The sequence below is a fragment of the Pseudomonas sp. FSL W5-0299 genome (genome assembly GCF_005930655.1).
Taxonomy (GTDB): domain Bacteria; phylum Pseudomonadota; class Gammaproteobacteria; order Pseudomonadales; family Pseudomonadaceae; genus Aquipseudomonas; species Aquipseudomonas mandelii.
Window position 1 is genome coordinate 32,853 of the sequence record NZ_RXHX01000004.1, and the last position, 19,636, is coordinate 52,488.

The window sequence follows — 19,636 nt, forward strand, 5'->3', positions numbered from 1 at the left end:
ATAAAAATTGCGAACGACACAAATCCTGTAGGAGCGAGGCTTGCCCGCGAAAGGCCCCGCACAGACGCTAAAGAATCAAAACCCCTCCAACTCCGCCATCAAGTCATTGAGGCGATCCACCTTCTCCTCGGTGATGTCACTCGCCGCCAACCCGTTGATGTACTCGGCCAACTCCGCCACCGTGCTGCACTCGAACATCGCCCGCAACGGCACATCCCGTTGCAAGGCTTTCTGCACCCGCGAAGCAATCTGCGTCGCCAGCAACGAATGCCCGCCCAGTTCGAAGAAGTTGTCCTGCGCGCCGACCTTCTCGACCTTCAGCACCTCCGCCCAGATATTCGCCAGTGTCTGCTCCAGCTCGGTGCGCGGCGCCTGGTAATCCTGGCTCTGCAACTGGCCGATCTCCAGCGCCGGCAGCGCCTTGCGGTCGAGTTTGCCGTTGGCATTGAGCGGCATCCGCTCCAGCCACAACCAGTGCAGCGGCACCATGTATTCCGGGAGTTCGGTACGCAGGCGTTGCTTGATGCGTTCGAGTCGCTCCGTTGGCTTGATCAAAGCATCCGCCGCGACCAAATAGCCGACCAGATGCTTGCCGTTCACGCCTTCCTGCACACCGACCGCCGCTTCGCGTACTTCCGGTTGCTCATGCAAACGTGCTTCGATTTCACCCAGTTCGATGCGGTAACCGCGAATCTTCACTTGATGGTCGATACGCCCAACGTATTCCAGCACGCCGTCACTGCGACGTCGGGCCAAGTCGCCGGTGCGATACAGACGATCCCCCGGCGCGCCAAACAGGTTCGGTACAAATACCAGGGCGGTGCGCAACGGGTCGCTGACGTAACCACGCCCGACCCCCGTGCCGGCGACGCACAACTCGCCCACCGCCCCCAACGGCACCAGGTCCAGCGCACCATCGAGCAGGTACAAACGGTTGTTGTCGGTCGGCGTACCGATGGGCAGGTAACTGCCACGGGTCGAGGCCATGTCAACGCGGAAGAACGCCACGTCGTCCGAGCATTCCGCCGGGCCATAGGCATTCACTAGCCCGATCTCCGGGTAGCGCAGCAGCCATTGATGCGCCAGTTCCGGCGGCATCGCTTCACCGGTCGGCAGCATCCAGCGCAGGCCGTCGAGGCTCATGCGTTCCTGGGCGAGCATGCCCTGAATCAGCGACGGCACGCTTTCCAGTACCGTAATGCCCTGGGCCGATACGTGCGCCAGCAACCCTTGCGGGTCATGGGCGATGGTGTTCGGCACAATGTCCACCCGCGCCCCGAACAGCGGTGCGGCGAGGAACTGCCAGACCGAAATGTCGAAGCTTTGCGAAGCGGTCTGGGCGATCACATCAACATCGCTGAGATTCAGGTACGGCACCTTGCTCAACTGGTTGTTGAGCATGCCGCGCTGTTCGACCATCACGCCTTTGGGCAAACCGGTGGAGCCGGAGGTGTAGATCACATAGGCGAGGTTGTCCGGGCCGCTGTAAACACCCGGATTCGCCACCGATACATCGCTCGCCTGCACCTCTTCCCAGACCAGTAATTTCGGCCGGTTGGCGCAACTGAACGCCTCCAGCAGCGCGACCGCCTGTTCACGACAGGTTTGCGTGCAGACCAGCAATGGCGTGCGGCTCAGGTCGATGATCCGGCTCAGACGCTGACTCGGCAGCCCCGGGTCCAGCGGCAGATAACCCGCGCCCGCCTTGAAGCTGCCGATGATCATGCCGAGCAGATCGAGGTTACGTTCAGCCAGCAACGCCACCGGTTGATCCAGCCCGACCCCGGCCGCGATCAACGCATGACCGAGGCGGTTGCTGCGCCGGTTCAGTTCGACATAACTGTGTTGCTGATCCAGGCAACTGGCGGCAATCCGCTGCGGATGCCGAGCGACCTGCGCTTCGAACAACGCGACATAGCTTTGTTCCAGCGGGTAATCGTGCTCGCTCTGGTTGCAGCCGTGGATCAGGAAATCCTGTTCCTCGTCGCCCAGCAACGGCAGATCGGCCATGTCGCCATGGAAGCCTTCGACCAGCGCCAGCAACAATCGCTTGAACTCGCCGAGCATGCGCTCGACGGTCGATTCGTCGAAATAACGCTGGTCGTAAGACAGGTGCAGCCCCAGGTCATCCCCCGGATAGCAGACCGCCGTCAGCGGGAAGTTGGTGTGGGTGCGGCCCGAATCGGACGTGGCGTTGAGGCTCTGTGCACGGTCCAGCACCGAGACTTCCACCGGGGCGTTTTCGAACACGAACAGGCTGTCGAACAGCGGTTGGCCCTTGGGCAGTTCGCTGTTTTCCTGAATGCTCACCAGCGGCAGGTATTCGTACTCACGCAGTTGCATGTTGCTGTCGAGCAAACCACTCAACCACTGGCGCACACTGCAACGCTGATCGTCCTCGGGCATTTTCACCCGCAGCGCAATGCTGTTGATGAACAGCCCGACGGTGCGCTGCATCTGCGGCATGTCCACCGGACGCCCGGCCACCGTGACGCCGAACAGCACGTCACGATCACCGCTCAAACGTCGTAGCACCAAGGCCCACGCCGCTTGCGCAAAGGTGTTGATGGTCAGTTGATGCGCCTGCGCCAGTTCGCGCAGTTGCGCACCGTCGCGAGCATCAAGCCTTGTGTAGCGGTCACCGACGATCATGCCGCCGCTTTCACCGGCATGCTCACGCAGGAACGGCCGGTCGCTCGGGATCGGCGTGGTCCGTTCGAAACCTTGCAGATTGGTTTTCCACCACTGCCGCGCCTCGGCCAGGCTCTGGCGTTGCAGCCAGCCAATATAGTCGCGATAACGCGGGGGCACGGTCAGTTGCGCTTCCCGGCCTTCGCCGAGGGCGGGGTAGATTTCGAAGAAATCGTTCATCAGCAGTGAGCGGCACCAGGCATCAATCAGGATGTGGTGGTTGCTCATAATGAACCAGTAACGCGCCGCGCCGACCTTGATCAAGCGCAGGTGGAAAGGTGCCTGATTGAGCAGATCGAACCCGGCTTCACGCTCGCTTTTGAGCAGCGCTTGCAGTTTCGGCTCTTGCTCGGCTTCGGCAATTTGCGTCCAGTCGAGGATCTCGATCGGCGTGCTGCCGGGTTTGTGGATCACTTGCAGCATGTCTTCGCCAACGTTCCAGCAGAACGATGCGCGCAGTGCTTCGTGGCGGGCAATCACCGCTTGCCAGGCCTGGGCGAAACGTTGCGGGTCGAGTTCGCTGTTGATGCGGTAGCGATCCTGCATGTAGTAGAGGCCGGTGCCCGGTTCCAGCAAGGTGTGCAGCAGCATGCCTTCCTGCATCGGGGTCAGCGGGTAGACGTCTTCGATGACGGCGGCCGGGATTGGCAACGCGTCGATTTGCGGCTGGGTCAGTTTCGCCAACGGGAAGTCCGACGGCGTCAGGCCTCCCGCATCGTCGCGCAGGCAATGTTCGATCAGGCTTTGCAGTTCGCCAAGATAAGCGTTGGCCAGGTCGGTGATGGCTTGCGGATCGTGGCGTTCGGCGCTGAAGGTCCAGCGCAGCACCAGCTCACCGCCATACACCTGACTGTCGACGCTCAGCTCATTGGGCAGCGGCGCGCGAGGATCATGGGCCGCACCGACCGCTTCATCGAGAGGACGGAACAAGGCGTCCGCGCCGAAGCTCTGGTCGAACTGACCGAGGTAGTTGAAGGTGATCGGCGCCACCGGCAACGCGGCCAGGGTCTGACGACTCAGATCATCGGCCAGATAACGCAGCACGCCATAACCCAGGCCTTTGTGCGGCACGGCACGCAGTTGTTCCTTGATCGCCTTGATCGAGGCGCCCTGCCCGTCCGCCGGCATAAGGCGTAACGGATAAGCGCTGGTGAACCAGCCGACGGTGCGGGTCAGGTCGATCTCGTCGAACAGGGTTTCGCGGCCGTGGCCTTCAAGCTGAATCAGCGCCGACTCCTCTCCGCTCCAATTGCACAGCACCCGAGCCAACGCGGTCAGCAGCAGGTCGTTGACCTGCGTGCGATAGGCACTCGGCGCCTGTTGCAGCAACTGGAGAGTACGCTCGGCATCGAGGCGCACGCTGACGGTTTGCGCATGCCGGTTCTGCCGCCCGCCCTCAGGACGATTACAGGGCAATTCGGCATTCGGCCCGGTCAGTTGCGACTGCCACCAGCTCAGTTCTTCACGCAGGGATTCGCTGCCGGCATAGGCCTGCAAACGGGTGGACCAATCCTTGAAAGCGCTGGTTTTCGCCGACAGTTTGACCGACTGCCCGGCGTCCAGTTGACGGTAAACGGTTTGCAGATCGTCGAGCAGCACCCGCCACGAAACGCCGTCCACCACCAAGTGGTGAATGGCGATGAACAGCCGTTGTACGCCCTCGGGACCATCGACCAGCAACACGCGCATCAGCGGCCCCTGTTCGAGGTCGAGGCTGCGCTGGGCATCGGCGAACAGCGCGGCGCATTTGTCCATGGACGAAACTCGCACTTGCCACAGCACCGGCACGTTGGAAATCGCCTGATGCTCGGCGCGCCATTGCGTGTCGGTCTGGCTGAAACGCAACCGCAAGGCATCGTGCTGTTCGATTACCGCCAGCAGCGCTTGCTCCAGGCGATGGGGTTCCAGCGCGTCAGTCGGCTCCAGCAGCAATGCCTGGTTCCAGTGCTGACGCTCGGGAATGTCCGTGTCGAAGAACCAGTGCTGAATCGGCGTCAAACCCGACTCACCGCTGAGCAGGCCTTGCTCGGCGGTGACCTGCTCGGTGCGGGTGGCCACGGCGGCCAGGGTTTGCACGGTCTGGTGCTGGAACAGGTCACGCGGACTGAAATGAATGCCCTGCTGCCGCGCACGGCTGACCACCTGGATTGACAGAATCGAATCGCCGCCCAGTTCGAAGAAGTTGTCGTTAAGGCCCACTTGCTCGACGTTCAGCACCTCGCACCAGATGCCGGTCAAGGTCAGCTCTAGCTCGTTGCTTGGCGCCACGTAGTGTTGACGGTTCAGTTCCGGGTCCGGCGCTGGCAAGGCGCGGCGGTCGAGTTTGCCATTGGTGGTCAGCGGCATGCTGGCCAGCAGGATCAGGTGCGTCGGCACCATGTAATCCGGCAGTTGCGATTTGAGGTGATGCTTCAGCGCTTCACGCAATGCCGCTTGTTGCGTTTCGTCCTGCTCGGCGACCTCGGTCACCAGATAGCCGACCAGCTGTTTGCCGCTCGGCGCGTCGAGGGCCAGGACCACGGCTTCGCGGACCGACTCATGCTCCAGCAGACGGGTTTCGATCTCGCCCAACTCGATGCGGAACCCGCGAATCTTCACTTGATGGTCGATGCGCCCCAGGTACTCCACCAGGCCATCGGCACGCTGGCGCACCAGGTCGCCGGTGCGGTACAGACGTCCGCCATCGGCGGCGAATGGATCCGCCACAAACCGTTCGGCGGTCATGCCTGGTCGCTGGTGATAACCCTGCGCCAGGCCGGCGCCACCGACGAACAACTCACCGGTCGCGCCTTGCGGTACCAAGGCCAGGTCGGCATCGAGGATGTAGGCGACCCGCGCGCCGATCACGCTGCCGATCGGCACGCTGGCCAAGCCTTCTTCCAGCTGTTCGGGTGCGAGACTGGCCAATGGCATGACCACGGTTTCAGTCGGGCCGTAGGCGTTGAAAAACAGGCTTGGTTTGAACGCCGCACGGATTCGCGTCAGGTGTTCACCGGTCAGGGCTTCGCCGCCGGTGATGCACATGCGCACCGGGAGGATTTCGCCCTGGGTCGCCAGCCACTGCGCCAATTGGCTGCCATAGCTTGGGGTGAAGCCGAGGATGTTGATGTGGTGGCGACGAATGAGCCCGCAGATGTCTTCCGCGTCCCATTGGCCTTGGGCGCGCAGGACAACGTGCGCACCACTCAACAACGGCACCAGCAAACGCTCGGTCGCAGCGTCGAAGTTGATCGAATAGAAATGCAGTTCGCAATCGTCCGGGCGCATGCCGAAGCGCTCAATGACCGCTTGGCAATGCATGGCGATTTCACCGTGGGACACCACCACACCTTTCGGTTTGCCGGTCGAACCCGAGGTGTAAATCAGGTACGCCTGATGTTGCGGCAGGCTGATAAAGGGCAGTTCGGTGGCCGGGTAATGGGCCAACGCGGCGGCGTCCTCTTCGAGGCACCAACGGCCGACGCTGGCCGGCAATTCGCCGAGCGCGTCGAACATCGCCGCATCGCTGAGCAGCAAACCGATGCCGCTGTCCTCGATCATGTAATGCAGGCGATCGAGCGGGTATTCCGGGTCCAGCGGCACATAAGCGCCGCCGGCCTTGAGGATCGCCAGCAGGCCGACGACCATTTCCAGCGAACGCTCAAGCGCCAGGCCGACGCGAACCTGCGGGCCGACACCGCGTTCGCGAAGCATCCAGGCCAGGCGATTGGCGCGGCTGTCGAGTTCCGCGTAGCTCAGGGTTTCACCCGCAAACGTCAACGCCGGTGCGTCTTTGCGGGCGAGGGCTTGCTCGCTGAACAGGTGATGGATGCATTGATCGAGGCGATGCTCGCCCCGTTCGACGCCAAGGCTGTCCAACAGCTTTTGCTGTTCCGTGGCTTCGAGCAACGGCAACTCGCAGAGTCGCTGTTGCGGATCGCACAGCAGCGCTTCCAGCAGATTGCGCCAGTGCCCCGCCATGCGTGCAATGCGCGGTTCATCGAACAAATCAGTGCTGTAAGTCAGGCAGCAACCCAGTCGATGATCGAGGTCGGTGACTTCCAGATTGAGGTCGAACTTGGTCGCCCGGGCATCGTTGGCCAGGTACTCGACGGTCATGCCGGCCAGGGTGCGGCTTTGCTGGAATTCCCAGCGTTGCACGTTGCACATCACCTGGAACAGCGGGTTGTACGCGGCACTGCGCGGTGGCTGCAAGGCCTCAACCAAGTGATCGAATGGCAAGTCCTGATGGGACTGGCCTTCGATCACCGTGTGGCGCACCTGCTCGAACAATTCACCGACGGACATCTGCCCGTCGAGCTGGCAACGCAGCACTTGGGTGTTGAGGAACGCCCCGATCAGTCCTTCGCTTTCCGGGCGAATCCGGTTGGCCACCGGCGCGCCGATGCGCAGGTCGTTTTGGCCGCTGTAGCGATAAAGCAGCACGGCCAGTGCGGCTGTCATGGTCATGAACAGGGTCAGGCCGTTTTGCGCGTTGAAGGCGCGCACCCGTGCGGCGAGGTCATCGCTCAGGTCGAAACGGAACAGTTCGCCCTGATGGCTTTGCACCGGCGGACGTGGACGGTCGGCGGGCAATTCCAGCAGCGGATGTTCGCGGCCCAGTTGCGCGGTCCAGTAGTCGAGCTGGCGCTGGCGCTCGCCGGATTCCAGCCACTGGCGCTGCCAGACGCTGTAATCCAGGTACTGCACTGGCAGCGGTGCCAACGGCGATTCGCGGTCATCGACGAACGCTTCGTACAGCGCGCTCAGTTCACGGGCAAAGATGTCCATCGCCCAGCCTTCGGTGACGATGTGGTGCAAAGTCAGCACCAGATAGTGTTCGTACTCGGCGGTCTTGACCAGACAGGCGCGCAGAAGCGGACCGGTTTCCAGATCGAACGGTTTATGTGCCTCGTCGTCAGCCAGTTGCTGCACCCGTTGCTCACGGCTGTCGGCCTCCAGCGCCGAGAAGTCCTTCCAGTCCATGCGCATGCCGGTTTGCGCATGCACCTGTTGGCGGGCCACGCCGTCGATGCTCGGGAACGTGGTGCGCAGGGTTTCGTGACGCATGATCAGCGCTTGCAAAGCTGCTTCGAAACGCCCGACATCGAGTACACCGCGCAACCGTGCCATGCCGCCGACGTTATAGGCCGGGCTGTCCGGCTCCATTTGCCAGAGAAACCACATGCGTTGCTGGGAATAAGAGAGCGGCACCGGTTGGCGGCGGTCGACGTCCTCGATGGGCGGTTGCTGGTTGGTCTTGCCGCTGGCCTGGATCAGTTGCACCTGTTCGGCAAACGCGCCCAGCTCACTGTTTTCGAACAGTGCCCGCAGCGGCAACTCAACGTCGCAGGCCTGACGGGTGCGGGAAATGATTTGCGTGGCCAGCAACGAATGACCGCCGAGGGCGAAGAAATCGTCACGCAGCCCAATCTGCCCAAGGCCGAGGACTTCGCGCCAGATGCCGGCGATTTGCTGCTCAAGCGCTGTGACCGGCTCGACGTGTTCGCGCACTTGCCATTGCGGTTCGGGCAAGGCACGACGGTCGAGTTTGCCGCTCGGGCTCAGGGGCATTTCGTCCAGGCGCATCAGCTGCGCCGGGACCATGTATTCCGGCAGCTCAGCCGCCAGTGCGGCTGTCAGGCGTGCGGTTTGAACATCAACCTGTTCAATGGAATCGGTGGCGGTGTAGTAACCGATCAATTGGCCACCGGCGACCGTTTCGCGCACCAGCACCGCGGCTTGGGCGACACCTTCCTGGGCCAGCAAGCGCGCTTCGATTTCTTCGGGCTCGACACGGAAGCCGCGCAGTTTGACCTGCTGATCGAGGCGACCGAGGTATTCGATCACCCCATCCGCCGTCCAGCGCGCACGGTCGCCGGTGCGGTACAGACGCGCGCCCTGCTCGCCCAGTGGATCGACGACAAAACGTTCAGCGGTCAGTCCCGGACGGCCCAGATAACCCCGAGCAAGGCCGATGCCGCTGATGCACAGCTCACCCGGCACCCCGGCCGGCACCGGGTTGAGGTCGCTGTCGAGCACGCGGCACACCACGTTGCCCAACGGACGGCCAATCGGCGAGCGCTCGCCATCGGCGCGGACGCAGTGCCAATGGGTGACGTTGATTGCGGTTTCGGTCGGGCCGTAGCGGTTGTGCAATTGCACGGCCGGCAGCTGTTCCAGCACGCGGTTGCGCAGCTCGGCGGGTAAGGCTTCGCCACCGGAGAAGACCCGGCGCAGGCTGGTGCATTCAGCGGTCAGCGGCTCGTCGATGAACAACGAAAGCAGTGGCGGCACGAAGTGCAGCGTGGTCACGCCGTACTGCTGAACCAGCTGCGCGATGCGATGCGGATCGCGGTGCTCGCCGGGGCCGGCAATCAGCAAGCGGGCGCCGGTGATCAGCGGCCAGAAGCACTCCCACACCGACACGTCGAAACTGATCGGGGCTTTCTGCATCAGCACGTCGGTGTCGTTCAACCCGTAGGTGTTCTGCATCCATTGCAGGCGCTCGGCGAGCGCCGCGTGGGTGTTGCCGACGCCCTTGGGTTGACCGGTGGAACCTGAGGTGTAAATCACGTAGGCGAGGTTGTCGCCGTGAAGGTGCAGGCCCGGCGCCTGGCTTGGCCAGTTCTCCAGATGCAGCGCATCCATGGCGATGAAGCTGACGCCATCGGTGGCCGGCAGGCGTTCGAGCAATTGGGTCTGAGTTAGCAGCAACTCCACACCGCTGTCGCTGAGCATGTAGGCCAGGCGCTCGGCCGGGTAATCCGGGTCCAGCGGCACATAGGCACCACCAGCCTTGATGATCGCCAGCAGGCCGATCAGCAACTGCGGCGAACGCTCGGCGGCGATGGCCACGCAGACGTCCGGACCGACGCCTTTGTCGCGCAGGTAATGGGCCAGGCGGTTGGCCTGGATGTGCAGTTCGGCGAAATCGAGGCTGCCGCCGTCCCAGATCAGCGCGGTGCGTTCCGGGGTCTGGCGCGCTTGCTCGTTGAGCCGTTCCGGCAACCATTGGCTGGCCGGTGTGCACGGCGCGGCGCTCCAGGACGATTGTTGGTCGTGTTCGTTTGCGCTCAGCAGTGGCAGGTCGCCGATGGCGGTGGACGGTAGCTCGCAAATGGCTCGCAGCAGGTGGCTGAAATGCTCGGCCAGGCGCTCGATGGTCGTCGCGTCGAACAGCTCGCTGGCGTAGTCGAAGGACAGGCTCAAGCGACCCTTCTGGTCTTCTTCGCTGTGCAGTTGCAGGTCGAACTTGGCTTCGCGGCTGTGCCACGGCAGTTCTTCGGCGAGCAATCCCGGCAGGCGGCGCAGCGCGTTCAAGTCCCGTTGCTGGTGGTTGAACATCACCTGGAACAAGCCTTGTTCGCGCGCTTGCGGGAACGCTTCGAGCAGTTGTTCGAACGGCAGATCCTGATGCGCTTGCGCCCCCAGCGCGGCCTGGCGGGTTTGCGCCAGCAGCTCAACGAATGGCAGGCGCGAATCCACGTCGGCACGCAGCACCTGGGTGTTGATGAAGAAGCCGATCAGCCCTTGGGTTTCCAGGCGCGGGCGGTTGGCATTCGGCACGCCGATGCGGATGTCGCGCTGGCCGCTGTAGCGGTGCAACAGGCTCTGGAAGGCGGCGAGCAACAGCATGAACGGCGTCGACTCATGCGCCTGGGCGGTCTGGCGAATGGCATCGCTCAGGGTCGCGGCGAGCTTTATCGAGTGGCGGGCAGCACTGTGAACGTGCTGCGCCGAGCGCGGATGATCGGTGGCCAGGTTCAGCGTTGGATGCTCTTCGCCCAACTGCGTTTTCCAGTAGGCGAGTTGACGCTCGCCCTCCCCTTGCGCAAGCCATTGACGCTGCCAGCTGCCGTAATCGGCGTATTGGGTTGGCAATGCGGGAAGCGTGGCCTTTTGTCCCTGGGAAGCCGCGGCGTAAAGGCGCGAGAACTCGTCGATCAGCACGTTCAGCGACCAGCCATCGGCAATGATGTGATGCATCGTCACCAGCAGTTGATGGTCATCGTCGTCGAGGCGCACCAGCGTCACCCACAGCAGCGGGCCTTTCTCCAGATCGAATTGGGTGCGGGCTTCGTCCTCACGGATGTGCAGCGCGCGGGCTTCGCGCTCCTCGGCGGGCAGTTCGCTGATGTCGATCAATTGCAGGTTGAATTCGCCCGCCGCATCGACCTGCTGGAGCGCCACGCCGTCCCGTTCGAAGAAGCGTGTGCGCAAGGATTCATGACGTTCGATCAGCTGCTGGAAACTGGCGCGCAAGGCGTTTTCGTCCAGCTCGCCACGCAGGCGCAAGGCCCCGGGAATGTTGTAGGCGCTGCTGTGCGGATCGAGTTGCCAGGTAATCCAGAGGCGGTTTTGCGCCAGAGACTGTGGCATCGGTTCGTGACGCGACAACGGAGTAATCACGCCTTGGGCCAGGCCGCCGTCCTGTTGCAGCTGAGCGACATCGGCAGTGAAGGCGCCGAGGGTTGGCGCTTCGAACAGCAGGCGCAGGTTCAGCTCCAGTCCGAGTGTTTCACGCAGTCGCGCAACCACTTGAGTGGCGGCGATGGAATTGCCGCCGAGCAGGAAGAAGTGATCGTCGGCGTTAACCTGTTTGACCTGCAGTTGCTCACTCCAGATCTGGCCGATCAAGGCTTGCAGGTCGCAACCCGACGCTGTGCCGGATTCGCCCTGAACGTCCGCTGAAGGGAACAGCGCATAGCTGTCGAGACTGCCGTCCTTCAGACGATTGCGGCAGGCCGAACGTTGCAGTTTGCCGCTGGAGGTTTTGGGCAATGCGCCCGGATTGAGCAGCACCACCACGCTCGGCGCTTCCTGATACGCCTCGGCCACCGCTTGGCGGATGGCTTTGATCAACGCGTCGGTCGGGAGGATTTTCTGCACGCTGCGGCTGATTTCCGCGGCGATGCCGATGCCTTCCTGGCCATCGACAGTGACCGCGAAGGCCGCGACACGGCCTTTGCGCACCACTTCCACTTCGCGTTCGACGGTCTGTTCGATGTCTTGCGGATACAGGTTGTGACCGCGAACGATCAGCATGTCTTTCAGGCGCCCGGTGATGAACAGTTCACCGTCACGCATGAAACCCAGGTCGCCGGTGCGCAGCCAGGTCCGGTCGTTGTGCTGGACGAAGGTCTTGGCGCTGGCCTCGGGGTTGCGCCAGTAGCCATGGGCGATGCTAGGCCCGGCAGCCCACACTTCGCCGACGGCGTTGTCGGTGAGTTCGTTGAGCGCGACCGGGTCGACAATCAACACCGCGTGATCCGGCTGGCTGATGCCGCAACTCATGATCGCGCTGCCCTCGCCAGGCTCTGCGCGGTTTTGGGCCAGGGCTTGATCGTCCACGCGCAGGTTGCCGATGCCCTGACCGCGCGGGGTTCCGGCGACAAACAAGGTGGCTTCGGCCAACCCGTAGGACGCCATGAAACTGTCAGTGGTGAAACCGCACACCGCGAACTTTTCGCCGAAACGATCGAGGGTGTCGAGACGAATCGGTTCGGAGCCGGAATACGCGACGCGCCAGCCGCTCAGGTCGAGGCGTTCCAGCGCCGACTCACTGACGCGCTCGCTGCAGAGGCGATAGGCGAAATCCGGGCCGCCGCTGATCGTGCCGCCGTATTCGCTGATCGCTTCCAGCCAGCGCAACGGCCGGCCGAGGAAATACGCCGGCGACATCAACACACACGGCACACCGCTGAAAACCGGCTGCAACAGACCGCCGATCAGGCCCATGTCGTGGTACAGCGGCAGCCAGCTGACGATCACGTCATCCGGGTTCAGATCGATACCGAAGCCATGACGGATCAGCAGTTCATTGGCCACCAGGTTGCCGTGGCTGACTTGCACGCCTTTGGGCAACGCGGTGGAACCGGAGGTGTATTGCAGAAAGGCGATGTGGTCGCCGGCCAGGTTCGGCGCGACCCAGCTGGCGGCCAAGGCACCGTCGAGGGTGTCGACGCACAGCAGCGGCGGCGCACCTTCAATCTGCTGCAAGGCGTCACGCAGGCCGGCGCTGGTCAGCAGCAGGCGCGGCTCGGCATCGTTGATGATCGACAGCAAACGTTCCTGGTGATGACGTTTAGCCGACTCCGGCGGATAAGCCGGCACCGCGATCACTCCGGCGTACAGGCAACCAAAAAACGCCGCGACGTAATCCGGGCCGCTCGGAAACAACAGCACGGCGCGATCGCCGAATTCAGCCTCGGCCTGCAACGCACCGGCAATGGTCCGCGCCCGCTGATCCAGCTCGCGATAACTGAGGACCACGGCCTGCTCCGGGGTTTCGGCGAGAAAACGCAAGGCCACCCGATCCGGCGTCAGGGCCGCTCGGCGCTGGAGGGCTTGGACCAGATTGCTTGGGAGTTCGAACGCGTCGGTCATGAGGTTTCCTGCCTGAATTCGGCTTGCAAATGAAATCGGTTTTCTTACGTCACGCCCACTAAAGGGCATGCAGGACGCGGTCTTCGCCGACTGCGCAAGGCATTGGGAGTGCGGTTTTGGCCGGGATTTACCCAGCACCTTTCACCAATGAGAACGGATGACGTCTTGAAATAATTAGTCGGCAGGGTCGATCGTCAACGGAACCAAGTGCTGCACGCGAGTGCGACAGCGTGTCGCAGTTCTCACTCTGCACCACTGAGGAGCATTAGTTCTCTTTCTCAATTGACAATCATTATCATTCAGCATAATTTGTCGCTCGATGTGTAGGACGGCCCCCCCCCCGCCGCCCCACCAACCTATTGGCAGCAAGGTGATTTCCATGACGGAACAAGTATCCACAAGCAGGTGCGATTCACCGCTACTTCAGGCCTTTGTCGACAACCGACTGATTCTGGTCAAGATTGCAGCGCGGATTACCGGTTGCCGGTCGCGTGCTGAAGACGTGGTCCAGGATGCGTTTTTCCGGCTGCAATCGGCGCCGCAAATCACGTCATCCTTCAAGGCTCAGCTCAGTTATCTGTTCCAGATCGTGCGCAACCTGGCGATCGACCACTATCGCAAGCAGGCGCTGGAGCAGAAATACTCCGGGCCGGAAGAGGAAGGTCTGAACGTGGTGATTCAGGGCGCTTCGCCGGAAACCTCGCACATCAATTTCTCGACCCTGGAAAACATCGCCGATGCGCTGACGGAGCTGCCGAGCCGTACCCGTTACGCCTTCGAGATGTACCGCCTGCACGGCGTGCCGCAAAAGGACATCGCCAAGGAACTCGGCGTCTCGCCGACCCTGGTGAACTTCATGATTCGCGATGCGCTGGTGCACTGCCGCAAGGTGTCGGGCAATCGTGTGGATACCTTTGTCCGTCGCTAAAAGCTCAAAGTTTGCGGTGACCCCGATCGCGAGCAGGCTCACTCCTACATTGGATCTTTGGTGTTCACCGATTGTGTGTTCACTGGAGATTCAATGTGGGAGCGAGCCTGCTCGCGATGGGGCACTCAAGGTCAGTGCAGACCTTGAGCCATAAGCATCACGCCAACTTGCACCGAGCAAAAAACCGCTCCCGCCCCAGCATCATCAACGCCGCGCGCTTGTGCGGAAAGTCGAACTCTTTCTCACAGTGGTAACCCTGATCCTGCATGTACTTGATCATCTTCCCGTTGTCGGCGCGAGGCTCGGCGACGACTCGCTGGGTGCGCGGATCGTCGAGAAACAGGTAGTGCGTCAACGCCGATAACCAGCTCGCCACCTTGTGCGGGCCACGGTGATTTTCTTCACCCACCAGCATGTGGATACCACGGTCGTAATCGCCGGTGTCATAGAACGGCGCGATGCGATCTTCCTTGGCCCAGTAGGCTTCGAAATAGGCAAACGGCTGATCATCGAAACAACCGATCAGGGTCAGGGTGTGAGGATCGGCTTCGAGTTTGCTCAGGTACTCGCGGTGCTGCTCAAGGCTGCCCTCCTCCTGCCAGAAACTCGCGACCCGCGGGCTGTTCTGCCAGCGATTGAAACGCCCCAGGTCCAGATCGATATCCAGCGTGCGCAGGGAAATCCAGCCACCGAGCCGCGCATCGAAGCGCCGATAGACTTCACCGCGTGGTTTTAACGGGCGCAGCGGATGACGCTTGCCGCCACTGATGACCATTTGCTGCGGATAAGTGTCGGCCTGCGCCTGGCTGAGCCACGGCTGGGGCAACTGCCAGAACAGCGTGCGTTCGCAACGGTATTGGCCGGCGGTGTCGGTGGGAATCAGCAAACCGCTCGCCAAGGCGTCGGCAGGCGATTGCTGCAGTTGAAACGTCAGGTGCTGGCACGCCGGATCACGGGCAAACAGCCAATAGCAGGTGGCCCAGAGCGCCTGACTTTCAGGCGTGTCGAAACGCTTTTCGACCTGCACCTGCACATCGGGCTCGCGGGTCAGGCGCAGCTCGATCAGCGGCTGCCCTTCCAGGCTGAGGTGCAGGCGACTCTGGGTTTCATCAGCTACAAGACGGCTTCCGTTGGGCAAGGCCAGGGCAGTCAGGTCATTCAGATTGGGCATGGGTCGGGCTCACGATAATCGTCGACAGTTCAACCCTGTGACGTGAGCCGGGGCAGGAAATTTAAGTGAAGTCGCGAATTGGCGCGACCGGCGGTGTCATTCAGGGCTTGGGCACCGCCACCACTGCAATCTTGTATGGATCGAAAATCTTCAGCATCTGCCCATTGTCCCGCAACCCTTGCAGCAACTTGCCGAACGCCTCGCCGCTGATGGGCGCGGACGGACGCAGGATCGCGTAGTGGTGATACACCTGATCGACGCGCTGCGACACCAGCAGCTGATCGGCCACGAGCTCGTTGCGCAGCAGGTAATCGCTCAGGTAGGAACGCGTCACCAAGGCAATGTCTGCCCTCCCGCGCAGCACCATCAGCAGGTTGCTGTCATGGGAATAGGTCAGCGTGGCGTCGTAGTTCTGCGCGAGGAATTTCGGGTCGGCATTGAAGTTGGCGAACTCGTAGTGATAGCCGCTGAACAGCGCCAGACGCTTGCCGGTGAGGTCGGCAAAATAACTTTGCTGGCGCTCGGGCTCACGTTGCGCGACGAAAATCTCGGCGTCTTCAAGCCCCATGTCGACGCTGACGTGGGGAATGTCCTTCCAGCCCCAGTCCGGGTTCTCGAAAATGGCCATGTCGACCCGACCTTGCTTGAAATCTCCGAATCGCCGCGGAATCGAAGTCGGCACCAGGACGAACTGATAGTCGCTCTGCGATTGATTCAAGGCTTCTACCAATTGCGGCAGCAGGCCAGTGTCGGCACCGGATTCCGGGCGCACGGTATAAGGCGGGAAATGTGCGGCACCGACACGCACCAGTTGTGCAGCCTGGGACGGCAATACCCAAGCCGCCGCGAGCGACGCCAGCAAAAGCCGCGTGGCCGTCCTAATTGGCGAAGACATCAAAACAACCCACTCCCCAAAAAATACCCATCAATGCATTCAAGCTAGGCGGTTTCGGCCACTTAGCCAGTTTCCTGCTGGCTCATGACACCTTATTACTTCTCTTCGAGCACAAGAATCAATGCTTCATCGGCCAATTGATCGAGGCTCATGCTGCCGCCGGCACGAAACCAGGTGGTGGTCCAGGACAACGCCCCCGTCAGAAAACGACGCGTGATGAACACATCGCCGCGGATAAAACCGGCGTCCTTGGCTTCACCCAACACCTGCAGCCAAAGCGCTTCGTAAATATCGCGCAGCGCCAGCACCTGCGCCTGACCGTCTTCGGACAGCGAACGCCATTCGTACACCAACACCGCCATGGCCTCGCCGCTGCCGCCCATGATCGACTGCAATTCGCAGCGAATCAGCGCCAGCACCCGCTCGCGTACATTGCCGGCCTCGGCCAGGGCGGCGTGCATCAACGCCGTGTTGTAGCGGATGGTCTCTTCCATCACCGCGCGCAGGATCTCGTCCTTGCTTTTGAAGTGATGAAAAATGCTGCCCGACTGAATGCCCACGGCGCCAGCCAGATCGCGCACCGTGGTGCGTTCATACCCTTTGTTACGGAACAGGTGAGCCGCCACTTGCAGCAGTTTGCCGCGGGCGCTGTCGGGGTCGGTCAATTGGCCGTTGTCGACCAATTCGCGCATGACCCCCAGGGCTTTTTGCTCGTCCACCCATTCTCTCCTACAGTCGATCAATCAAATGCGCCGCCCGCCGCTAAAACAGCGGGGTTGCGCGGGCAATTTAAGCTGGCGACGACAACCAAGCAAGCGCTCGGGCAGAAGATATTTCAGTCGTTTACAAACCAAGCGCTTGCTTGGTAGTCTCGATGCACTTCTATCGGAGGTGGTTATGGAAAGGACTGCGCCAGAAACGATTCGCATCGGATGCGCCAGCGCGTTCTGGGGCGATACCTCAACCGCTGCTGCGCAACTGGTGCACGGTGGGCGTCTGGACTATCTGGTCTTCGACTATTTGGCAGAAATCACGATGTCGATCATGGCCGGCGCACGGATGAAAGATCCGCAGGCGGGCTATGCGGGCGACTTCATCGAAGTCCTCAGCCCACTGCTTGGGCAACTCGCCGAACAAAACATCCGCGTCATCAGCAATGCCGGCGGGGTCAATCCACAGGCCTGCGCCGCTGCCTTGCAAGCGGCATGTGACAAGGCCGGGGTGGCACTGAAAATCGCCGTGTTGCTGGGCGACGACCTGCAACCGCAGTTCAAACAGCTGAGCAGCCGTGGCCTGCATGAAATGTTCAGCGGCGCGCCCTTGCCGCCGATGTGCGTCTCGACCAACGCCTACCTCGGCGCACCGGGCATTGTCGAAGCCCTTCGATTGGGTGCCGACATCGTCATTACCGGACGCGTCGTCGACAGCGCGGTCGTCAGTGCCGCGCTGGTCCATGAATTCGGCTGGTCCTGGCATGACTACGACAAACTGGCCCAGGCCGCATTGGCCGGGCACATCATCGAATGTGGCGCCCAGTGCACCGGCGGCAATTTCACCGATTGGCGCGATGTGCCCGATTACGAACACATTGGCTTCCCCATCGTCGAAGTCAGCGCCGACAGCCAGTTCATCGTCAGCAAACCCGAGGGCTCAGGCGGCCTGGTCACGCCGCTGACCGTCGGCGAACAAATGCTCTATGAAATCGGCAACCCCCAAGCCTACCTGCTGCCTGACGTGGTCTGCGATTTCACCCAGGTCAAACTCGTGCAACAAGGTAAAAACGCAGTTCAGGTGCATGGCGCCAAAGGCTTGCCGCCTACCGATCAATACAAGGTCAGCGCGACCTACCCGGACGGTTTCCGCTGCACCGCCAGTTGCCTGATCGCCGGGATCGATGCCGTGGCCAAGGCCGAACGGGTCGGCCAGGCGATCATCAACAAGACCTCGGAGATCTTCAGCCAGCGCGGCTGGGCGCCCTACAGCGAAGTGAACATCGAACTCCTGGGCAGCGAGGCCACTTACGGTGCCCACGGCCAACGCCAGGACAGCCGCGAAGTGGTGATCAAACTCGCAGTGCGCCATCCGAACAAACAGGCATTGATCGTGTTCTCCCGGGAAATCGCCCAGGCTGCCACCGGCATGGCGCCGGGACTGACCGGGATTGTCGGTGGACGGCCGACGGTGTATCCGCTGATCCGGCTGTTCTCGTTCCTCATCGCCAAAACCGCCTGCACGCTGGAAATTGATCTGCAGGGCCAACGCCACCCGTGCGCCCTGCCCGCCGTCGATGTGCTCGACCCGGATGACTTGCCCGTTCCGTTCGACCCGCCGCAACCCACAGGCCGCGCCGATGCCAGCGTGGCCCTGATCAAACTCGCCGTCGCGCGCTCCGGCGACAAGGGTAATCACAGCAACATCGGCGTCATGGCCCGGGAAGCCGAGTATCTGCCATGGATCGCCGAAGCCCTGACGCCTGAGGTGATGGTCGACTGGATGAGCCATGTCCTTGACCCGATCCACGGACGTGTCAAGCGTTGGTATTTGCCCGGCACCCACAGTTTCAATTTTCTCCTGGAGAACGCCCTCGGCGGCGGTGGCGTGGCCAGCCTGCGAATCGATCCGCAAGGCAAAGCCTTCGCCCAGCAGTTGCTGGACATCCAGATTCCGGTGCCCCAGGGCATCGCCGACCAGGTCAACTAGAGGACGGTCGCCATGGCCTACGATTCGATTTTCAAAGCCGGTTTGTTTGCAGGCCAAACCATCATCGTCACCGGTGGCGGCAGCGGCATCGGCCGGTGCACCGCCCATGAGCTGGCGGCACTTGGCGCCCATGTGCTGCTGGTCGGGCGCAAGGCCGACAAGTTGAAAAACGTCGCCGCCGAGATTGCCGAAGACGGCGGCAAGGCGGACTGGGCCACCTGCGACATTCGTGAAGAAGAAGCGGTCAGGCATCTGGTCAGCGAGTTGATCCGCCAGCACGGCCCGATCCACGGATTGGTCAACAATGCCGGTGGCCAATACCCGTCGCCGCTGGCCTCGATCAATCAGAAGGGTTTCGAAACCGTGATGCGCACCAACCTGGTGGGCGGTTTCCTGATGGCCCGGGAAGTGTTCAACCAATCCATGAGCAAACACGGCGGCGCCATCGTCAACATGCTCGCCGACATGTGGGGCGGCATGCCCGGCATGGGCCACTCGGGCGCGGCGCGCTCGGGCATGGACAACCTCACCAAGACTGCCGCCTTCGAATGGGGTTATGCCGGGGTGCGGGTCAACGCGGTGGCGCCGGGTTGGGTGGCATCGAGCGGTATGGACACCTACGAAGGTGCGTTCAAAGCGGTGATTCCAACCTTGCGCGAGCACGTGCCGCTCAAGCGCATCGGCACGGAATCCGAAGTCAGCGCGGCGATTGTTTTCCTGCTCAGCCCGGCCGCCGCGTTCATCAGCGGCAGTACGCTGCGCATCGACGGCGCCGCGAGTCTCGGCGGTCGGGCGTGGCCGATTCACAAGGCGACGAACAGTGAGTCGTACAACGGTTTTCACCGCGCCTACCTTCCTGATGTGCTCAAGGACAAGGAATAAA

General features: G+C 62.1%; 7 protein-coding genes. 3 read left to right on the forward strand and 4 right to left on the reverse strand.

Features of this window, described 5'->3' with window-relative positions; genetic code table 11:
* Nucleotides 1–75 precede the first annotated feature (75 nt).
* Nucleotides 76–13,059, reverse strand: coding sequence for a non-ribosomal peptide synthetase (locus FHL16_RS07195; RefSeq protein WP_077747892.1), 12,984 nt, complete (start codon nucleotides 13,057–13,059; stop codon nucleotides 76–78).
* Nucleotides 13,060–13,438: 379 nt separating this feature from the next.
* On the opposite strand from FHL16_RS07195, the gene FHL16_RS07200 reads away from it, so the two are divergent.
* On the forward strand, nucleotides 13,439–13,987 hold the full coding sequence (locus tag FHL16_RS07200) for an RNA polymerase factor sigma-70 (RefSeq protein ID WP_077747893.1): 549 nt from the start codon (nucleotides 13,439–13,441) through the stop codon (nucleotides 13,985–13,987).
* 157 nt (nucleotides 13,988–14,144) lie between these two features.
* Here the strand turns inward: FHL16_RS07200 and FHL16_RS07205 are convergent, their stop codons facing one another.
* The 3 genes from FHL16_RS07205 to FHL16_RS07215 form a co-directional block, all read right to left on the reverse strand.
* On the reverse strand, nucleotides 14,145–15,158 hold the full coding sequence (locus FHL16_RS07205; RefSeq protein WP_010461207.1) for a GNAT family N-acetyltransferase: 1,014 nt from the start codon (nucleotides 15,156–15,158) through the stop codon (nucleotides 14,145–14,147).
* 100 nt (nucleotides 15,159–15,258) lie between these two features.
* Nucleotides 15,259–16,053 (reverse strand): substrate-binding periplasmic protein, encoded by a 795-nt coding sequence (locus FHL16_RS07210; RefSeq protein WP_177346225.1) that lies wholly within the window; start codon nucleotides 16,051–16,053, stop codon nucleotides 15,259–15,261.
* Nucleotides 16,054–16,148: 95 nt separating this feature from the next.
* Complete coding sequence (locus FHL16_RS07215; protein ID WP_077747895.1) at nucleotides 16,149–16,772, reverse strand: TetR/AcrR family transcriptional regulator; 624 nt, start codon at nucleotides 16,770–16,772, stop codon at nucleotides 16,149–16,151.
* 178 nt (nucleotides 16,773–16,950) lie between these two features.
* Here FHL16_RS07215 and FHL16_RS07220 point away from each other — a divergent pair, with 178 nt between their 5' ends.
* The gene (locus tag FHL16_RS07220) at nucleotides 16,951–18,753 is read left to right on the forward strand and encodes an acyclic terpene utilization AtuA family protein (protein WP_077747896.1); all 1,803 of its coding nucleotides are present in this window, start codon (nucleotides 16,951–16,953) and stop codon (nucleotides 18,751–18,753) included.
* 12 nt (nucleotides 18,754–18,765) lie between these two features.
* Nucleotides 18,766–19,635: an SDR family oxidoreductase gene (locus tag FHL16_RS07225; protein ID WP_077747897.1), complete on the forward strand. Its 870-nt coding sequence runs from the start codon at nucleotides 18,766–18,768 to the stop codon at nucleotides 19,633–19,635.
* The last annotated feature ends 1 nt before the right edge of the window (nucleotide 19,636 follow it).

Excerpts from the sequence above, each read along its gene's own strand:
- FHL16_RS07195 (WP_077747892.1), bottom strand. The coding sequence starts at position 13,059 with ATGACCGACGCGTTCGAACTCCCAAGCAATCTGGTCCAAGCCCTCCAG.
- FHL16_RS07200 (WP_077747893.1), top strand. The coding sequence starts at position 13,439 with ATGACGGAACAAGTATCCACAAGCAGGTGCGATTCACCGCTACTTCAG.
- FHL16_RS07205 (WP_010461207.1), bottom strand. The coding sequence starts at position 15,158 with ATGCCCAATCTGAATGACCTGACTGCCCTGGCCTTGCCCAACGGAAGC.
- FHL16_RS07210 (WP_177346225.1), bottom strand. The coding sequence starts at position 16,053 with ATGTCTTCGCCAATTAGGACGGCCACGCGGCTTTTGCTGGCGTCGCTC.
- FHL16_RS07220 (WP_077747896.1), top strand. The coding sequence starts at position 16,951 with ATGGAAAGGACTGCGCCAGAAACGATTCGCATCGGATGCGCCAGCGCG.
- FHL16_RS07225 (WP_077747897.1), top strand. The coding sequence starts at position 18,766 with ATGGCCTACGATTCGATTTTCAAAGCCGGTTTGTTTGCAGGCCAAACC.